An 18520-nucleotide genomic window follows, 5' to 3' on the forward strand; every position below is an offset into this window, starting at 1 on the left:
TCTGGTCATAGGCCCGGAAGTCGCCAAAGTACTTGGTGATCGCCGCCGTCAGCGTCGTCTTGCCGTGGTCAACGTGACCGATTGTGCCGATGTTGCAGTGCGGCTTGCCGCGCTCAAACTTTTCCTTGCCCATTGCAAAGCTCCTTTTCTTTTCTCACGGTGCGTGCAGCGCACACACCCTACGGGGGTGGTAGGGTGCGTGGTTTCCCACGCACCGCGGTTTATGCGTATTTCGACTGGATCTCGTCAGAGATGTTCTGCGGAACCGGGTCGTAATGATCGAACTGCATCGTGAACTGCGCGCGGCCCGAGGACATGGAACGCAGCGTGTTGATGTAGCCGAACATGTTGGCCAGAGGCACCATGGCAGCGATCGCCACGGCATTGCCGCGCGGTTCCTGCCCGGTCACCTGGCCGCGACGCGATGTCAGGTCGCCGATGATGCCGCCGGTGTAGTCTTCCGGGGTCACGACCTCGACCTTCATGATCGGCTCCAGAAGCTTTGCTCCGGCTTTCTTCATGCCTTCGCGCATGCCCATGCGGGCCGCGATTTCGAAGGCCAGAACGCTGGAGTCCACGTCGTGGAACTTGCCGTCGATCAGGGCGACCTTGAAGTCGATCACCGGGAAGCCCGCGAGCGGACCGGAATCCATCACCGACTTGATGCCTTTTTCGACACCCGGGATGTATTCCTTCGGAACCGACCCACCAACGATGCGCGACTCGAAGGAATAGCCTTCGCCCGGCTCTGTCGGCGAGATGATCAGCTTCACTTCGGCGAACTGACCCGAACCACCCGACTGCTTCTTGTGGGTGTAGGTGTGCTCGACCTCGTGACCGATGGTTTCGCGATAGGCCACCTGCGGCGCGCCGATGTTGGCTTCGACCTTGAATTCCCGCTTCAGGCGATCGACGAGGATGTCGAGGTGAAGTTCGCCCATGCCCTTCATGATGGTCTGACCGGACTCGAGGTCGGTTTCGACGCGGAAGGACGGGTCTTCAGCCGCCAGGCGCGCGAGGCCCTGGGACATCTTCTCCTGGTCGCCTTTGGTCTTCGGCTCGACCGCGATTTCGATCACCGGATCCGGGAACGTCATCGTTTCGAGAACCACCGGCGCGTTCGCCGCACAGAGCGTGTCCCCCGTGGTGGTGTCCTTCAGACCGGCCAGCGCGATGATGTCGCCCGCAAAGGCTTCATCGATCTCTTCGCGGTTGTTCGAGTGCATCATCATCATCCGGCCAATGCGCTCTTTCTTGCCCTTGGTCGAGTTCAGGATGCTGTCGCCCTTGTTCATCTTGCCCGAATAGATCCGGGTAAAGGTGAGCGAGCCGACAAACGGGTCGTTCATGATCTTGAACGCCAGGCCGGCGAACGGCATGTCGTCATCCGCGCGGCGCGGAATGTTGCGCGTTTCGGTCTCGTCATCCGGCGAGAAGCCCATGTAGTCGACAACATCCAGCGGGCTGGGCAGATAATCGACAACAGCGTTGAGCAGCGGCTGAACGCCCTTGTTCTTGAACGCGGAGCCACACAGAACCGGCACGAAGGTCAGCGACAGCGTGCCCTTGCGGATCAGGTTTCGCAGCGTGGGAATGTCGGGCTCTTCGCCTTCGAGGTAGGCTTCCATCGCCACGTCGTCCATTTCGACGGCGTTCTCGATGAGCTTGCCACGCCATTCCTCGGCGGTGTCCTTGAGCGAGTCGCGGATCGGCTGACGGGTCCAGGACGCGCCCAGGTCTTCACCTTTCCAGGTCCACTCTTCCATCGTCACGAGGTCGATGATGCCTTCCAGCTCGTTCTCTGCACCGATCGGAATCTGGATCGGGGCCGGGATCGCACCGGTGCGGTCTGCGATCATCTCGACGCAGTTGAAGAAGTCGGCACCGATCTTGTCCATCTTGTTGACGAACACGATGCGCGGAACCTTGTAGCGGTCGGCCTGACGCCAGACGGTTTCGGTCTGCGGCTCGACACCGGCATTGGCATCAAGAACGGCAACCGCACCGTCGAGAACCGCGAGCGAGCGTTCGACTTCGATGGTGAAGTCGACGTGGCCCGGGGTGTCGATGATGTTCATCCGGTACTTGGTGTCGTACGTGCCTTCAGCGGACGGGTCTTCCTGCCACTGCCAGAACGTGGTGGTCGCAGCGGACGTGATCGTGATGCCACGTTCCTGCTCCTGCTCCATCCAGTCCATGGTGGCGGCGCCATCATGCACTTCGCCGATGTTGTGCGACTTGCCGGTGTAGAACAGGATGCGCTCGGAACAGGTGGTCTTGCCTGCATCGATATGCGCCATGATCCCGAAGTTCCGGTAGCGCTCAAGAGGATAATCGCGTGCCATTTCTATTGGCTCCTATTACCAGCGGTAGTGGCTGAACGCCTTGTTGGCGTCGGCCATCTTGTGAGTGTCTTCACGCTTCTTCACAGCGGATCCGCGCGAGTTCACGGCATCCAGAAGTTCAGCGGCCAGACGCTCTTCCATCGTGTTTTCGTTGCGGGCGCGGCTTGCGTTGATCAACCAGCGGATCGCCAGCGCCTCGCGGCGCTCGGGGCGCACTTCGACAGGCACCTGGTAGGTCGCACCACCAACCCGACGCGAGCGAACCTCGACCGACGGCTTGATGTTGTCCAACGCCTCGTGGAAGATTTCCACCGGCGCGCGCTTTACCTTGCCTTCGACGCGATCAAGCGCGTTGTAGACGATGTTTTCCGCGACCGACTTCTTGCCGTCGATCATCAGGTTGTTCATGAACTTTGTCAGAACCCGGTCGCCATACTTGGCATCGGGCAATACTTCGCGTTTTTCTGCGGCGTGACGACGAGACATCTGTAATTCCTCTTACTTCGGACGCTTCGCGCCATATTTCGAACGGCGCTGTTTCCGGTCCTTGACGCCCTGGGTATCCAGAACACCACGCAGGATGTGATAACGCACACCGGGAAGGTCTTTCACACGACCGCCGCGGATCAGGACAACCGAGTGTTCCTGAAGGTTGTGGCTTTCACCCGGAATGTAGCTGATGACTTCGTAGCCGTTGGTCAGACGGACCTTGGCCACTTTCCGCATCGCCGAGTTCGGCTTCTTCGGCGTTGTGGTGTAGACGCGCGTGCAGACGCCGCGTTTCTGCGGGCACTGCTCGAGGTGCATCGACTTCGAACGTTTTACTTTTGGCTGCCGCGGCTTGCGGATCAGCTGTTGGATCGTTGGCATTCCGGTTCTTTCCCCGTGTAGCTCACATATGTGGTGCACGGGGTGTCCCGTGCGGGTTTCGCGTGAAGGCCAGGCGCGTCCGCATGACCTCGTTCAAATCTCGTCGTTCTTGTACAAAAACGACGCAAAGAACCGCATCCGCTTCCTTAGTGGAAACGATACGGTGCATTTCCAGAGGATCGGGGCATGCGCCCGGATCTTGACCGCTCCAGTCCTGTAAATCGACAAAACGGGCAGGAACCCTGTCGAATTAGGCGCGCGTATATGGGGAGTCGGGTAGCTTGTCAACAGCGCCCGGCCGCTTGTGTGCAAGGCAAAGGCGGGGCAAAGTCTGTGTACATCAAACGCCACGCGGGCACAGGGGCAATCGTCATGCAGACCATTCTTTTTTGCCGGTTTTCCTATCCGGCGGAAGGCGGATTCCAGGTCGATCACGACAGCATCGAGGAACGGCGGGCCTATCTCTACGATCCCGCGCGGATGGAGGCCCGCCTGGCCCTCTTCGAGCATTTCTGCCTGCCGGGCCTGAAGGCGCAGACCGAGCCGGATTTCGACCTCGTCGTGCTGGTCGGCACCTGCCTTCCGGACCGGTACCTGGCCCGGCTGCAAACGCTGCTGGGCGATCTTCCGCAAGCCCGCATCATCGCGCGTGATCCCGCGCCGCATCGCCAGGTCTGCCAATCCGTTCTGAATGCCGCGCGCAAGCACATCAACCAGCCCTGCCTCCAGGTTCGGCACGACGACGACGATGCGCTTGCCGTCGACTTCGTTGCGCGCCTGCACAAGGCGGTGGCCGATTGCGCCGCGCTGGTGCTTGGCCACAAGCTGGTGGGCTTCGACTGGAACCGCGGCCACACGCTGCGCCGATCCGACATCAACCGGTTCGAGATCGCCGAGACCGTCACGCCCTATCTCGGCGTCGCACAGGCGATGGCCGTGCAGGGCGGTGTGCGACAGAGCCAGATGAACTTTGCCCACAGCCGGATCAACCGCTTCATGCCGACCGTGAGCTTCACCGATCCGCCGATGTTCCTGCGCGCCCAGCACGCGCATAACGACTCGCGTCAGAAGCCGAATGTGTCGCACCCGGATTTCCACGCTCCGACCCTTGAGAATATCGAGATGCTGGGCCGACGTTTTGCCCTTACGGCTGACGCGGTAGAATTGGCTTTCTCGCCCGCCGCTTCAACCGCGCCTCGCGCAACAGGCTGAAGACGCCGGTCGCCACGATGATGGCCGCCCCGATCAGGGTCAGGGACTCGGGCCATTCGCCGAAGATCAGGAACCCCAGGATCAGCGCCCAGACCAGCCCGGTATAGCGGAACGGCGCCACGAAACTGACCTCACCCACCCGCATCACCATGACGCTGCACAGATAGGCGCCGATGATGAAGGTCGTCGCCATCAGAACCAGCGCCGCAAGGTCCGGCGTCAGCGCCACCCAATCCTGCCCGAGCGACCAGATTCCTGCAAACAGCGTGACGGTGATCGACGAAATGAGCGTGACCGTCAAAGACGGCACGGCCCTCGAGACGCGCCGCGTGACCAGATCGCGAACCGTGACCGCGCCCACGGCGCAAAGCGCATAGACCGACGCAGAGGTGAACCCCTCGGTGCCCGGACGCACGATCAGCAACATGCCGCAGAACCCGATGGCGATCGCCGACCAGCGCCGCCACCCCACCGGTTCGCGGAAAAACAGCGCGCCGCCCAGCGTGACCGTCAGCGGCAGCATCTGCAAAAGCGCGGTGACATTCGCCAGCGGCATCGCAAGCAATGCGGTCAGAAACAAGAACGCCGCCAGCGCCTCGGCCAGCCCGCGCGCCAGCACCAGCGCCCAATCCTGCACCGGCAGACGGAATTGCAGCCCCTTGAAATACCAGGCCATCCCCAGCAGCGCCGACGAGGCCAGCACGCCGCGGATCACCAGAAGTTGCGACAGGGGCAACGCGCCACCCGTCGCCTTGATCGCGGCATCCCCGAAGGTGAACAGCGCCATCGCCAGGCACATCAGGAGCGCGCCGCGCATGTTGTCGGAAAGTTGGTTCATTCCGAACGCATTAGCAGGGGGCGCGACCGGCCTCCACGCCAAAAGCGACGTGTCAATCCGCTTTGGCTTTGTGCGTTTTGCGTGTATCGCGAAAGGCAAGGATGCCACGCGCATCGCATGTTCATTTCAGGAATTCCCTTTTGGCCTTTGTGCAGAACGACGATCTGACCACCGGGACCATGCTCTCGCATTACCGCGCCCTTGCGATCCCGGCAGCCCTCGGCATGCTGTTTTCGACGCTCTACAATGTCGTGGACATCTATTTCGCCGGGCAGCTCTCGACCGAGGCGCAGGCCGGGCTGGCCATCGGGTTTCAGGCGTTCTTCATCATGATGGCGGTGGGCTTCGGGCTTGGCTCGGCGCTGTCCGCGCTGGTCAGCAACGCCAAGGGGGAAAAGAACACCAAGGCGACCCGAATCCTTGTCGCCCAGGGTCTCGGCTTTGGCGCCATTGCGACCGTCACGCTGATGATCCTTGGCTGGTTCGGCGGCCCCTACCTGATTGCGCTGGTGTCCGAACCCGGAGCCTATCGCGACGCGGCGCTGGGGTATTTCCGCCTGCTGATCGTCGCCCTGCCCGGCTTTCTCATGGCCTATGGCGGCAACGGCATCCTGCAGGCCCATGGCGACTCGCGCTCGATGCAGCGCGCGCTGATGGTGGCGTTCTTCGCCAATATCGGTCTCAACCCCTTGCTGATGTACGGCATCCCCGGTCTCTGGAACGGGCTTGGCTTCAACGGAATCGCCGTGGCAACGGTCCTCAGCCAGACCGGGGTGATGCTGTTCATCCTGTCGCGTGTGTTCCGGCTGACCGTGATGGAAAACCTCCGACGCGACGAATTCGTGCCCGACCTTGCGTGCTACAAGGCGATCACCGAGCAGATGCTGCCCGCAAGCACCGCGCTCATCGTGATGTTCGTGTCGGGGTTCGTTGTGCAATTCGCCCTCAAGAATTTCGGGGCGGATGCAATAGCCGCCTACGGTGTGGCGCTGCGCATCGAACAGATCCTGCTCTTGCCGGTGCTTGGCATGACCGGCGCGCTGCTGCCGATCGCCGGCCAGAATTTCGGCGCACGCAATTACGACCGTGTGCGCGAAGCGCTGTTCTTCTGCTGGAAACTGGGGTTTGCGATCTCGGCGATCGCGATGCCGCTTTTGTGGTTCGGCGGTGCGTGGGCGATGCGACCTTTCACGTCCGATCCCGACGTGATCGCCATCGGTGCAAGCTACCTGCTGGTCGACGGATTCCTGTTTCCCGTCTACATGATGCTGTTTTCCATCACGTCGCTTCTACAGGCACTGAAACGGCCCATCTATACCCTTTGGATCAGCATCTACCGGCAGGGGTTCGGCGTGGCGTTCTTCATCTGGGTCTTTGTCGCGCTGCTCAACTTCGACGTCTGGGGCGTCTGGCTCGGCATCGCCACGGCTGTCTCTACCGGCTGGATCATGGCATTGATCGTGGCAGCCCGCGTGTCCCGGACCGCGATGGGCGGTCTGCGGACGGCGGTTCCGGCAGAGTGACCACGGACTGAAGCGGGGCACGCCTTGCGCACCCCGCCCGCTGGTCACTGATCCCGGGTCACATGGATCAGCGCACCATCCTCGTAATCCGTGGCAAGAACCAGGGTGCCATCGCTCAGTTCCTCGATGTCGCGGACGCGCCCGTAATCGGTAAAGAGCCGCTCTTCGGCGCTCACCCGGTTTCCGTCCCATTCAAGACGGACGATCCCGTCCGAAACAAGCCCGGCAATGAGGCTGTCGCCTTGCCATTCGGACACCATGCCGCCGTCGTAGAAGATCATGTCGCCCGGCGCGATCACCGGGTCCCAGTAATAGGCAGGTTCCTGCATGCCCTCGGCGCGGGCGTCTCCGGTGCCGATCGGTCCGCCATCATAGCGCACCCCGTAAGCGACTTCCGGCCAACCGTAATTCTCGCCGGGTTGCGGAATGTTGATCTCGTCGCCACCGGCAGGCCCGTGTTCCACGATATAAAGCTGATCGTCGCGCATTGCGGCGCCTTGGATGTTCCGATGCCCGTAGGACCAGATGCTGTCCACGGCATTTTCATCACCGACATAGGGATTGTCCTCCGGGATCGACCCGTCGAGGTTCACCCGCACCACCTTGCCGTAGGTCGTGTCCAGTTCCTGTGCCTTCTGGCGTTCCTCGTCGGAAAAGTGTTCGCCCGTGGTGATGAACGCGTGGCCATTGCCATCAAAGACGATCCGGCTGCCATAGTGCATCGGCACCGGCGATGGCGGTGTCTGCTCGAAAATCTCCTCGACCTCGGACAACTCGGTCATGTCCTCGGACAGCTTGCCGCGTGCCGCAGCCGTCACCGACATGCCGTCCCCGGTGCCCTTGGAATAGGTCATGTAGACCCAGCGCTCGCTGTCGAAATTCGGCCCGAGCTTGACATCCAGAAGACCGGCCTGCGTGCTGTCGCCCGCAGATTGGTTGAACACCTCCGGCACGCCCTGGATCGGTTCGGACACCTCGCCGTCAAGGGTCACGTGCACCAGCCGGCCCGGGCGCTCGGTGACAAGAAGGCCCTGCTCGTCCGGCAGCGCTTCGACGGCCCACGGGTGTTCAAGACCATCGGCAATCTCGCGGAACGCGAACTCCGCGTCGGTCTGCACCAATTCAGCCCGCGTCTGGTTTTCGAAGGCCGGTTCGAAATCCGCATTCTTTTCGCCCCACTCATGCACGTCCTGCGCCAGCGCCGGCGCAGCCATCAGCGAGAGCAATGCGGTCGTCGTCGTCATCATCTGTCGGGTCATGGAAACCTCCTTCTTTGCTGAGAAGGGAACGCGCCGAAGATGGGTCTGTTCCGGGTTGCCGCGCGACTGGCGAGAACGTGAACGCGCCGCGGCGATCTGCCGTCTGCCGAGGCCGAAAACCGTGCGCCCATACGAAAAAAGCCCCCGGAAAACCGGGGGCCTTGTCTTTCAGTCGATCGGCGATGCCGCCTTATTCGCGGCTTTCCGGCGTGTCGACAATCAGGTTGTCGAACTCGTCGCCGCCGATCACGTCGTCGGTCCGTTCCGGAGCGGCCAGAGCCGCAGCCGCCTCGGCCTCTTCGCGGCGCGCCTCGATCACGACATTGTCGCGATCCTGCGCCACGCGACGCATTTTCTGCGTAGCCCCACCGGTGCCCGCCGGGATCAGACGCCCGACGATCACGTTCTCTTTCAGGCCGACCAGCTTGTCTTTCTTGCCCTGAACCGATGCTTCGGTCAGAACCCGCGTGGTTTCCTGGAACGACGCCGCCGAGATGAAGCTGCGCGTTTGCAGCGACGCCTTGGTGATACCCAGCAGGATCGGTTCGCCCTGTGCCGCACGGCCACCCTTCTTCTCGGCCTTCTCGTTGGCAAGGTCGAATTCGGCCTTGTCCACGTGTTCGCCCTTCAGAAGCGTGGTGTCGCCAGAGTCGAGGATCTCCCACTTCTGCAGCATCTGGCGCACGATCACTTCGACATGCTTGTCGTTGATCTTCACGCCTTGCAGACGATAGACGTCCTGAACCTCGTCGATCATGTAGTTCGCCAGCGCTTCGACACCCATGATGGACAGGATGTCATGCGGCGCCGGGTTGCCGTCCATGATGTACTCGCCCTTCTGGATGAAGTCGCCTTCTGCCACCGGAATATGCTTGCCCTTGGGCACCATGTATTCCACCGGCTCCGCGCCCTCTTCCGCAGGGTTGATCGAGATACGACGCTTGTTCTTGTAGTCCTTGCCGAAGTGAACATAGCCGTCGATTTCCGCGATGATGGCGTGATCTTTCGGGCGACGTGCCTCGAAGAGTTCGGCCACACGCGGCAGACCGCCGGTGATGTCCTTGGTCTTGGCGCCTTCCCGCGGAATCCGTGCCACCACGTCACCGGCCTTGACCGGCTCGCCGTCCTCGATCGACAAAATGGCGTCGACCGACATCGGATAGGTGATCGGGTTGCCCGCATCGTTGCGCAGCGGTTCGCCGTCTTCGCCCATCAGGATGATCTCCGGCTTCAGCTCGTTGCCCTTGGGGGCCGCGCGCCAGTCGGTCACGATCTTCTGGGTCATGCCGGTCGCGTCGTCGGTCTCGTCGCGCACGGCGACACCGGCAACCAGGTCGACATGCTTGGCGATACCGTCCTTCTCGGCGATGATCGGCAGGGTATAGGGATCCCATTCGAAGAGCTTGTCGCCCCGCTTGACCATGGCGCCTTCCTTGACGAAGACCTTGGTGCCGTAGCCCAGCTTGTGGCTGGCCCGCTCGACGCCATGCTCGTCCATGATCCGCAGCTTCATGTTGCGGCCCATGACCAGCGTATCGCCAACCGAGTTTTCCAGCGTCGAGGCATTGTCGAACTCGACCTTGCCTTCCTGGCTGGCCTCCTGGAACGACTGCTGGCCACCCTGGGCAACGCCACCGATGTGGAAGGTCCGCATCGTCAGCTGCGTGCCCGGTTCACCGATCGACTGGGCAGCGATGATGCCGACCGCTTCGCCGATATTGACCAGCGTACCGCGGGCGAGGTCACGCCCGTAGCACATGGCGCAGACGCCCTCTTCGGCCTCACAGGTCAGCGGCGACCGGATGCGCATCGTCGCGACCCCGGCCTCCTCGATGGAGTCGGCCATCCGTTCGTCGATCAGTTGACCGGCGCGCAGGAGCACCTCGTCGGTGCCCGGCTTCAGGATGTCATCAGCCGTCACGCGACCCAGGATCCGTTCAGCCAGGGACGCCACGACTTCGCCGTCATTGACCGCCGCTTCCGCGGTGATCGCCCGGTCGGTGCCGCAATCGTGCAGGCGCACGATGCAATCCTGTGCCACGTCCACCAGACGACGGGTCAGGTAGCCCGAGTTCGCCGTCTTCAGTGCGGTGTCCGACAGACCCTTGCGGGCACCGTGGGTCGAGTTGAAGTATTCAAGAACGGTCAGACCTTCCTTGAAGTTCGAGATGATCGGCGTTTCGATGATGTCGCCGTTCGGCTTCGCCATCAGGCCGCGCATCCCGCCCAGCTGCTTCATCTGGGTGACCGAGCCACGCGCACCGGAATGCGCCATCATGTAGACCGAGTTCGGTTCCCGCGTTGCGCCGTTCTCGTCGGTCTGCTCGGCCGAGATGGTGGACATCATGGCGTCGGTGACCTTGTCGTTACATTTCGACCAGGCATCGACCACCTTGTTGTACTTCTCGCCCTGGGTGATCAGGCCGTCCATGTACTGCTGTTCGAAATCCTTCACCTGGTCGCGGGTTTCCTCCACGATCGGCCACTTGGTTTCCGGGATCACCATGTCGTCCTTGCCGAAGGAAATGCCCGCCTTGAACGCTTCCTTGAAGCCCATCGACATGATCTGGTCACAGAAGATGACCGACTCCTTCTGGCCGCAATAGCGGTAGACGGTGTCGATGACCCGCTGCACGTCTTTCTTGCGCAGCAGCGTGTTGACAAGCTCGAACGGCGCTTTCGCGTTGAGCGGCAGAAGCGCGCCAAGACGAACGCGACCCGGTGTGGTCTCGTACCGCTTGGTGATCTCGTTGCCCTCGTCGTCGATCTGCTTGACCCGGCATTCGATATTGGCGTGCAGATGCACTTCACCTGCGTTGAGCGCGTGCTCGACTTCTTCGATGGACGCGAACTTCATGCCTTCGCCCTTCATCCCGTTGCGGGCGATGGACACATAGTACAGGCCGAGGATCATGTCCTGCGACGGAACGATGATCGGCGCGCCGTTGGCGGGCGACAGAACGTTGTTCGTCGACATCATCAGCACGCGGGCTTCAAGCTGAGCTTCCAGCGACAGCGGCACGTGAACCGCCATCTGGTCGCCGTCGAAGTCGGCGTTGAAGGCCGAACACACGAGCGGGTGCAGCTGGATCGCCTTGCCTTCGATGAGAACCGGCTCGAACGCCTGGATGCCCAGACGGTGCAACGTCGGCGCACGGTTGAGCAGAACCGGGTGTTCGCGGATCACCTCGTCCAGGATATCCCAAACCTCGGGACGTTCCTTTTCGACCAGCTTCTTGGCCTGCTTCACGGTCGACGACAGACCCTTCGCCTCAAGCCGCGAATAGATGAACGGCTTGAACAGTTCGAGCGCCATCTTCTTGGGCAACCCGCACTGGTGCAGCTTGAGTTCCGGACCCGTCACGATGACGGACCGGCCCGAAAAGTCGACCCGCTTGCCCAGAAGGTTCTGGCGGAAGCGGCCCTGCTTGCCCTTGAGCATGTCCGAGAGCGACTTGAGCGGACGCTTGTTGGCACCGGTGATGACGCGGCCGCGACGGCCGTTGTCAAACAGCGCGTCAACGGATTCCTGCAACATCCGCTTTTCGTTGCGGACGATGATGTCCGGCGCGCGCAGTTCGATCAGGCGCTTGAGACGGTTGTTCCGGTTGATCACGCGGCGATAGAGATCGTTAAGGTCGGAGGTCGCGAAACGGCCCCCATCCAGCGGAACCAGCGGGCGCAGTTCCGGCGGGATTACCGGAATCACGGTCAGGACCATCCATTCCGGGCGGTTGCCGGACTCGAGGAAGGACTCAACCACCTTGAGGCGTTTGATGATCTTTTTCGGCTTCAGTTCGCCGGTCGCTTCCTTGAGATCCGCGCGCAGTTGGTCGGCCTCGGCTTCGAGGTCGATATTGGCGAGCATCTCGCGGATCGCTTCGGCACCGATATTGGCCGTGAACGCGTCCATGCCATAGGCATCCTGCGCGTCCATGAACTCTTCTTCGGTCATCAGCTGGCCGTAGGTCAGGTCGGTCAGACCCGGCTCGATCACGACGTAGTTCTCGAAGTAAAGGATGCGCTCCAGATCGCGCAGCGTCATGTCCAGCATCAGGCCGATGCGCGACGGCAGCGACTTGAGGAACCAGATATGCGCGCAGGGCGCGGCCAGTTCGATATGGCCCATGCGCTCACGGCGGACCTTCTGCAGCGTGACTTCGACACCACACTTTTCGCAGACGACGCCGCGATACTTCATGCGCTTGTACTTGCCGCACAGGCATTCGTAATCCTTGATCGGGCCAAAGATACGCGCGCAGAACAGGCCGTCACGCTCGGGCTTGAACGTGCGGTAGTTGATGGTTTCGGGCTTCTTGATCTCACCGAAGGACCACGACAGGATCCGTTCAGGCGATGCCAGCGAGACCTTGATCTCGTCGAACACCTTGGGCGGCGTGACGGGGTTGAACGGGTTGTTGGTCAGTTCCTGGTTCATAGAGTTACCTCAGAGTAAGGGCGTGGAGGATGAAGCCGGGCGCCAATTCCGTTGAAGGAATTGACCAGACTTTTCGAAAAGTCTGGCCGCGCCCGGGGCGAACGGTGTCGCTTATTCCTCATCCTCCGCATCCAGGAGTTCCATATTCAGGCCGAGGCCGCGCACTTCCTTGACGAGAACGTTAAAGCTCTCGGGAACGCCCGCTTCGAAATTGTCCTCGCCCTTGACGATGCTTTCATAGACCTTGGTCCGGCCCGCGACGTCGTCCGACTTGACGGTCAGCATTTCCTGCAGGGTGTAGGCGGCCCCGTAGGCTTCGAGGGCCCAGACCTCCATTTCCCCGAAACGCTGGCCACCGAACTGCGCCTTGCCGCCCAGCGGCTGCTGGGTCACGAGGCTGTACGGCCCCGTGGAACGCGCGTGGATCTTGTCGTCCACCAGGTGGTGCAGCTTGAGCAGGTACTTCACGCCCACGGTCACGGGACGCGAGAACTGCTCGCCCGAGCGACCGTCGAACAGGATGGACTGGCCCGAGGTGTCGAAACCGGCGCGCACGAGCGAATCGTTCACGTCCGCTTCCTTCGCCCCGTCGAAGACCGGCGTCGCGATCGGCACACCGTGGGTGACGTTGCCAGCGGCCGTGACCAGCTGTGCTTCGTCCATATCGGCAATGCCCTCGTCGTAGACATCGTCGCCATAGGCGATCCGCATCGCTTCGCGCACCGGGGTCAGGTCTCCGGACCGGCGGTATTCCTGCAAGGCCTCGTCGATCTTCACACCCAGACCGCGCGCGGCCCAACCCATGTGGGTCTCGAGGATCTGACCGACGTTCATGCGCGACGGCACGCCCAGCGGGTTGAGACAGAAATCGACCGGAGTCCCATCGGCGAGGAACGGCATGTCCTCGATCGGCACCACTTTCGAAATCACACCCTTGTTGCCGTGACGACCGGCCATCTTGTCGCCCGGCTGAAGCTTGCGCTTCACCGCGACGAACACCTTGACCATCTTCATCACGCCCGGGGGCAGATCGTCGCCGCGACGGACCTTTTCGACCTTGTCCTCGAAACGGGCATCCAGGGCACGCTTCTGCGCCTCGTACTGCTCGTTCAGGGCTTCGACGATCTTGGCGTCATCCTCGTCTTCAAGGGCCAGCTGCCACCACTGACCACGGGTCAGCGACTCGAGCAGGTCTTCGGTGATCTGGCTGTTCGGCTTGACACCCTTGGGGCCTTTGACGGCCATCTTGCCAAGGATCATGTCCTTCAGACGCGCATAGATGTTGCGATCCAGAATGGCCAGCTCGTCGTCCCGGTCACGGGCCAGACGTTCGACTTCTTCCCGCTCGATCTGCAACGCCCGTTCGTCTTTCTCGACGCCGTGACGGTTGAAGACACGCACTTCGACAACGGTGCCGAAATCACCCGGCTTGACCCGCAGCGACGTGTCGCGCACGTCCGAGGCCTTCTCGCCGAAGATGGCGCGAAGAAGTTTTTCCTCCGGCGTCATCGGGCTTTCGCCTTTCGGGGTGATCTTGCCCACGAGAATATCGCCCGGTTCGACATCGGCACCGATATAGACGATGCCCGCCTCGTCGAGGTTGCGCAGCGCTTCCTCGCCGACGTTCGGAATGTCTCGTGTGATCTCTTCCGGCCCGAGTTTCGTGTCGCGCGCGGCAACCTCGAATTCCTCGATATGGACAGAGGTGAACACGTCATCCCGCGCGATCCGCTCGGAAATCAGGATCGAGTCCTCGTAGTTGTAGCCGTTCCACGGCATGAACGCGACGACCACGTTCTTGCCAAGCGCGAGTTCCCCCAGATCGGTCGACGGACCATCCGCGATCACTTCGCCCTTGCCGACCGTATCGCCCACGTTCACCAGCGGACGCTGGTTGATGCAGGTGTTCTGGTTCGACCGCTGGAACTTGCGCAGACGGTAGATGTCGACGCCCGCGTCGCCCAGTTCGAGATCCTCGGTCGCCCGCACAACGATACGGGTCGCATCGACCTGGTCGATCACGCCGGCCCGGCGGGCCATGATGGCCGCACCCGAGTCGCGCGCGACCACACCTTCGATCCCGGTGCCGACCAGCGGCGCTTCGGAGCGAAGGGTCGGAACCGCCTGACGCTGCATGTTCGACCCCATCAGGGCGCGGTTCGCGTCGTCGTTTTCCAGGAACGGAATGAGCGAGGCCGCAACCGACACCAGCTGCTTTGGCGACACGTCGATCAGATCGACGGACTCATTGGGCGCAAGCGTGTATTCACCCGACTGGCGGGTGTTGACGAACTCGTTCACGAACTGCCCGTTCTCGTCCAGCGTCGCGTTGGCCTGAGCCACGGTATGACGCTGTTCCTCGGTCGCGGACATGTACTGGACATCATCCGTCACCCGGCCGTTTTCGACGCGGCGATAGGGTGTTTCGATGAAGCCGTACTTGTTCACCCGCGCAAAGGTGGCAAGGCTGTTGATCAGACCGATGTTCGGGCCTTCCGGCGTTTCGATCGGGCACATGCGACCATAGTGCGTGGCGTGCACGTCGCGCACCTCGAAGCCCGCGCGTTCGCGCGTCAGACCGCCCGGTCCAAGCGCCGAGAGGCGCCGCTTGTGGGTCACTTCCGACAGCGGGTTGGTCTGGTCCATGAACTGCGACAGCTGCGAAGAGCCGAAGAATTCACGCACGGCAGCCGCCGCCGGCTTGGCGTTGATCAGGTCCTGCGGCATCACCGTGTCGATCTCGACCGACGACATGCGTTCCTTGATCGCCCGCTCCATCCGGAGCAGACCGACGCGGTACTGGTTTTCCATCAATTCGCCGACCGACCGCACGCGGCGGTTGCCCAGGTGGTCGATGTCGTCGATGTCGCCGCGCCCGTCGCGCAGTTCCACCAGGGCCTTGACGCAGGCCACGATGTCTTCGCGGTCCAGCGTGCGCTGGGTGTCCGGCTTGTCGAGGGCAAGACGCATGTTCATCTTGACCCGGCCAACAGCCGAAAGGTCATAGCGTTCGCTGTCGAAGAACAACGTGTCGAACAGGGCCGAGGCCGCTTCGACGGTGGGCGGCTCGCCCGGGCGCATGACACGGTAGATGTCCATGAGCGCGGTTTCGCGGTTCATGTTCTTGTCGTTCGCCATGGTGTTGCGCATGTACGGACCGACGGTGATGTTGTCGATGTCGAGCACCGGGATCTCGGTGACACCCGCGTCCACCAGATCCTTGAGCGTTCCGCCCGTGACGGCACCGTCCTTGTCGACAGTCCAGGTCAGCTCGTCACCGGCCTCGACATAGATCGCGCCGGTGTCTTCGTTGATGATGTCCTTGGCCACGAACTTGCCGACGATCTGCTCGAAGGGAAGCAGCAGATCGGTGATCTTGCCCTCGTCGATGATCTTCTTGACGGCGCGCGGCGTGACCTTCTTGCCGGCTTCGGCAAAGACTTCGCCGGTGGCAGCATCGACCAGGTCATAGGCCGGACGCGTCGCACGCACCCGCTCGGGGAAGAACTTGGTTTCCCAGCCCTCACCCTTGCGCAGCGTGTAGGTCACGGTGTTGTAATACGCGTCCATGATGTCTTCCTGGTCAAGACCCAGGGAATACAGGAGCGTTGTCACCGGCAACTTGCGGCGACGGTCGATGCGCGCGAACACGAGGTCCTTCGCGTCGAATTCGAAATCGAGCCAAGAGCCGCGATAGGGAATGATCCGGCAGGCGAACAGCAGCTTGCCCGAGCTGTGGGTCTTGCCCTTGTCATGGTCGAAGAACACACCCGGCGAGCGGTGCATCTGGGACACGATCACGCGCTCGGTGCCGTTGACCACGAAGGTGCCGTTCGGTGTCATCAGGGGCATGTCGCCCATGAACACGTCCTGTTCCTTGATGTCCTTGACCGATTTCGCCCCGGTATCCTCGTCGATATCGAACACGATCAGACGCAGCTTCACCTTCAGCGGCGCGCTGTAGGTCATGTCGCGCTGCTGACATTCCTCGACGTCGTATTTCGGCTTTTCAAGCTCGTAGCTGACGAATTCCAGCACGCTGGTCTCGTTGAAATCCTTGATCGGAAAGACCGACTGGAAAACACCCTTGATGCCTTCGCCGTCAAGCGGGACAGGCTGGTCGCCGGATTTCAGGAAGAGATCGTAGGAGGATTTCTGAACCTCGATGAGGTTCGGCATCTCCAGAACCTCGCGAATTTTACCATAGTATTTACGAAGACGTTTCTGGCCAAGATAGCTTTGCGCCATGGTCGATATCACCTTTTCATTCTCAGCTGAGCATCACGCCGTCGGGCCCCGGCGGTCTGCCCAATAGAGACGACACGAACCCGATCAATTCCCGGCATGCGTCCCACCGCACACCTCCCGATCCTTGGGTCCTGTCCAAGAGAAGCCCCGCATCCGTGAGGGCTTCTCTAAGACAGGCTTGGCTGGGCATGGAAACACCCATACCCAGCCTCGCAAGATTGCTCGACGGTCCCTGCCGGACCCTTCTTTCGAAGAGCACCGGCAGGGACCGGTAAGCGATTACTTGAGCTCGACTTCCGCGCCAGCTGCTTCCAGCTTCGCCTTGATGTCTTCGGCTTCGTCCTTGGAAACCTGCTCTTTGACGGCTTTGCCGCCGGCTTCGACCAGGTCCTTGGCTTCCTTGAGGCCAAGACCGGTGATGCCGCGGACTTCCTTGATCACGTTGATCTTGGAGGCGCCTGCCGACTTCAGGATGACGTCGAACTCGGTCTGCTCTTCAGCCGCTGCCGCGCCTGTGTCGCCTGCCGGGCCGGCCATCATCACTGCGCCGCCAGCTGCGGGCTCGATGCCGTACTCGTCTTTCAGGATTGTTTTCAGTTCTTGAGCTTCGAGAAGCGTCAGACCAACGATCTCTTCTGCCAGTTTTTTCAGATCAGCCATTGTGACTTTCCTATCTAAATGTGTTCCAACGTCAGGGTTTCAACCCCACGAGGGTGCTTCCAGGTGCCTTACGCCGCTTTCTCTTCGATGGTCGAGAGAATCGAGGCGATATTCGATGCAGGTGCGCCAATCGCGCCGGCGATGTTGGAGGCAGGTGCGCCGATCATGCCAGCGATGGTAGCAATAAGCTCCTCGCGCGACGGCATCTTCGACACGGCTTCCACGCCGGCCCGGTCAAGCGGGTTCTCGCCCATGGCCCCGCCAAGGATTTCGAACTTGGCGTTCTCCTTGGCAAAGTCCTCGACCACCTTGGCAGCTGCCACGGGGTCTTCGGAATAGGTGAGAACCGTCATGCCCGTCAGGAAATCGGCAATGCTTGCGCAGGGCTTTCCTTCCAGGGCAATCCTTGCCAGACGGTTCTTGGCGACACGTACGGAACTGCCAGCGGCGCGTGCGCGCCCCCGCAGGTCCTGCATCTGGGCAACTGTGAGACCTTCGTAATGGGCAACCACAACGACGCCAGAGCTTTCGAAGATCTGGCCGAGTTCTTCGACCACTTTCTCTTTTTGGGCTCTATCCACAGGTGTACTCCAGTTTGGGGGGCGGACCCCCCGGCTCAGTGGTACCGGATCGCTCCGGCGGTTTTGGTCCGCTTGTCGAGCGGTCCCAAACCCGCCCAGCGCTCAACGGATTGAGCCTTGGCATGTCGGTCTGTTCCCGCCTCGGGCAGGATTTATTGCGGCAAATGCCCCAACCCACCGTCTCGGACGTAATACAAAAGAGCGCGGGACGAATCACGCGCTCTGATGCAGAAGTGGGGATAATACGGCGCCGGCGATTTGCCAAGCCCCTTGCCTGCAAATTCGCATGGATCCGCCGAAATGTACAAACCTCAGGCTACCACGGGTCAGGAAAAAGGCAAAACAGTTCTTCTCGACACGGAATGTTCGCGCCGCGGGTGTGACGCGCCCCCTGTTCAATATGGTGCGTCCATGGCCCTTTCGGGCAGGCGCATACCCGTCATCCACACAAAAAAACGGCGCCCCGAAGGACGCCGTCTCGCATGTCATGCAACCGTGGCTTAGTGACCGGCTGCGTCGTCCACCGAAACCGTGACGCCCGGACCC

Annotated in this window: 12 protein-coding genes; 2 read left to right on the forward strand and 10 right to left on the reverse strand. The window is 61.5% G+C overall.

The features are described from left to right. The 4 genes from LCF60_RS20395 to rpsL form a co-directional block, all read right to left on the reverse strand. Window positions 1–133 (reverse strand): GTP-binding protein (locus tag LCF60_RS20395; RefSeq protein ID WP_292294391.1); only part of this gene is annotated, 133 nt, incomplete at its 3' end. Between the two features lie 88 nt (window positions 134–221). Further along, window positions 222–2345, reverse strand: a complete 2124-nt coding sequence (fusA, locus tag LCF60_RS20400) for an elongation factor G (RefSeq protein ID WP_292294382.1) — start codon at window positions 2343–2345, stop codon at window positions 222–224. A 15-nt stretch (window positions 2346–2360) separates the two neighbouring features. Continuing rightward, window positions 2361–2831: a 30S ribosomal protein S7 gene (gene rpsG, locus LCF60_RS20405; RefSeq protein ID WP_292294383.1), complete on the reverse strand. Its 471-nt coding sequence runs from the start codon at window positions 2829–2831 to the stop codon at window positions 2361–2363. Between the two features lie 12 nt (window positions 2832–2843). Next, a complete protein-coding gene (rpsL, locus tag LCF60_RS20410; protein ID WP_005980675.1) occupies window positions 2844–3215 on the reverse strand; it encodes a 30S ribosomal protein S12 in 372 nt (123 codons plus the stop codon). 372 nt (window positions 3216–3587) lie between these two features. Between rpsL and LCF60_RS20415 the strand changes: the two genes are divergently transcribed. Continuing rightward, on the forward strand, window positions 3588–4427 hold the full coding sequence (locus LCF60_RS20415; protein ID WP_292294384.1) for a glycosyltransferase: 840 nt from the start codon (window positions 3588–3590) through the stop codon (window positions 4425–4427). Here LCF60_RS20415 and LCF60_RS20420 read toward each other — a convergent pair. Further along, window positions 4360–5265, reverse strand: coding sequence for a DMT family transporter (locus LCF60_RS20420; RefSeq protein WP_292294385.1), 906 nt, complete (start codon window positions 5263–5265; stop codon window positions 4360–4362). The two genes, LCF60_RS20415 and LCF60_RS20420, sit on opposite strands and share 68 nt — an antisense overlap. 149 nt (window positions 5266–5414) lie before the next feature. On the opposite strand from LCF60_RS20420, the gene LCF60_RS20425 reads away from it, so the two are divergent. Next, a complete protein-coding gene (locus LCF60_RS20425; protein ID WP_292294392.1) occupies window positions 5415–6788 on the forward strand; it encodes an MATE family efflux transporter in 1374 nt (457 codons plus the stop codon). A gap of 44 nt (window positions 6789–6832) precedes the next feature. On the opposite strand, the gene LCF60_RS20430 is transcribed toward LCF60_RS20425, so the two are convergent. From LCF60_RS20430 to rplJ, 5 genes are all read right to left on the reverse strand, one after another. Continuing rightward, on the reverse strand, window positions 6833–8047 hold the full coding sequence (locus LCF60_RS20430; protein WP_292294386.1) for a PQQ-dependent sugar dehydrogenase: 1215 nt from the start codon (window positions 8045–8047) through the stop codon (window positions 6833–6835). 190 nt (window positions 8048–8237) lie between these two features. Next, window positions 8238–12485 carry a DNA-directed RNA polymerase subunit beta' gene (gene rpoC, locus LCF60_RS20435; protein WP_292294387.1) on the reverse strand — a complete coding sequence of 1416 codons (4248 nt, stop codon included), beginning with the start codon at window positions 12483–12485 and terminating at the stop codon, window positions 8238–8240. Window positions 12486–12596: 111 nt separating this feature from the next. Further along, on the reverse strand, window positions 12597–16733 hold the full coding sequence (gene rpoB, locus LCF60_RS20440; protein WP_292294388.1) for a DNA-directed RNA polymerase subunit beta: 4137 nt from the start codon (window positions 16731–16733) through the stop codon (window positions 12597–12599). Window positions 16734–17012: 279 nt separating this feature from the next. After that, window positions 17013–17393 (reverse strand): 50S ribosomal protein L7/L12, encoded by a 381-nt coding sequence (gene rplL, locus LCF60_RS20445; protein WP_292294389.1) that lies wholly within the window; start codon window positions 17391–17393, stop codon window positions 17013–17015. 68 nt (window positions 17394–17461) lie between these two features. Further along, window positions 17462–17974, reverse strand: a complete 513-nt coding sequence (gene rplJ / locus LCF60_RS20450; protein ID WP_292294390.1) for a 50S ribosomal protein L10 — start codon at window positions 17972–17974, stop codon at window positions 17462–17464. Window positions 17975–18520: the final 546 nt, after the last annotated feature.

It is taken from the genome of Marivita sp., assembly GCF_020055635.1.
Taxonomy (GTDB): domain Bacteria; phylum Pseudomonadota; class Alphaproteobacteria; order Rhodobacterales; family Rhodobacteraceae; genus Marivita.

Coding starts and splice junctions, on each gene's coding strand:
- fusA (WP_292294382.1), bottom strand. CDS start 2,345: ATGGCACGCGATTATCCTCTTGAGCGCTACCGGAACTTCGGGATCATG.
- rpsG (WP_292294383.1), bottom strand. CDS start 2,831: ATGTCTCGTCGTCACGCCGCAGAAAAACGCGAAGTATTGCCCGATGCC.
- rpsL (WP_005980675.1), bottom strand. CDS start 3,215: ATGCCAACGATCCAACAGCTGATCCGCAAGCCGCGGCAGCCAAAAGTA.
- LCF60_RS20415 (WP_292294384.1), top strand. CDS start 3,588: ATGCAGACCATTCTTTTTTGCCGGTTTTCCTATCCGGCGGAAGGCGGA.
- LCF60_RS20420 (WP_292294385.1), bottom strand. CDS start 5,265: ATGAACCAACTTTCCGACAACATGCGCGGCGCGCTCCTGATGTGCCTG.
- LCF60_RS20430 (WP_292294386.1), bottom strand. CDS start 8,047: ATGACCCGACAGATGATGACGACGACGACCGCATTGCTCTCGCTGATG.
- rpoC (WP_292294387.1), bottom strand. CDS start 12,485: ATGAACCAGGAACTGACCAACAACCCGTTCAACCCCGTCACGCCGCCC.
- rpoB (WP_292294388.1), bottom strand. CDS start 16,733: ATGGCGCAAAGCTATCTTGGCCAGAAACGTCTTCGTAAATACTATGGT.
- rplL (WP_292294389.1), bottom strand. CDS start 17,393: ATGGCTGATCTGAAAAAACTGGCAGAAGAGATCGTTGGTCTGACGCTT.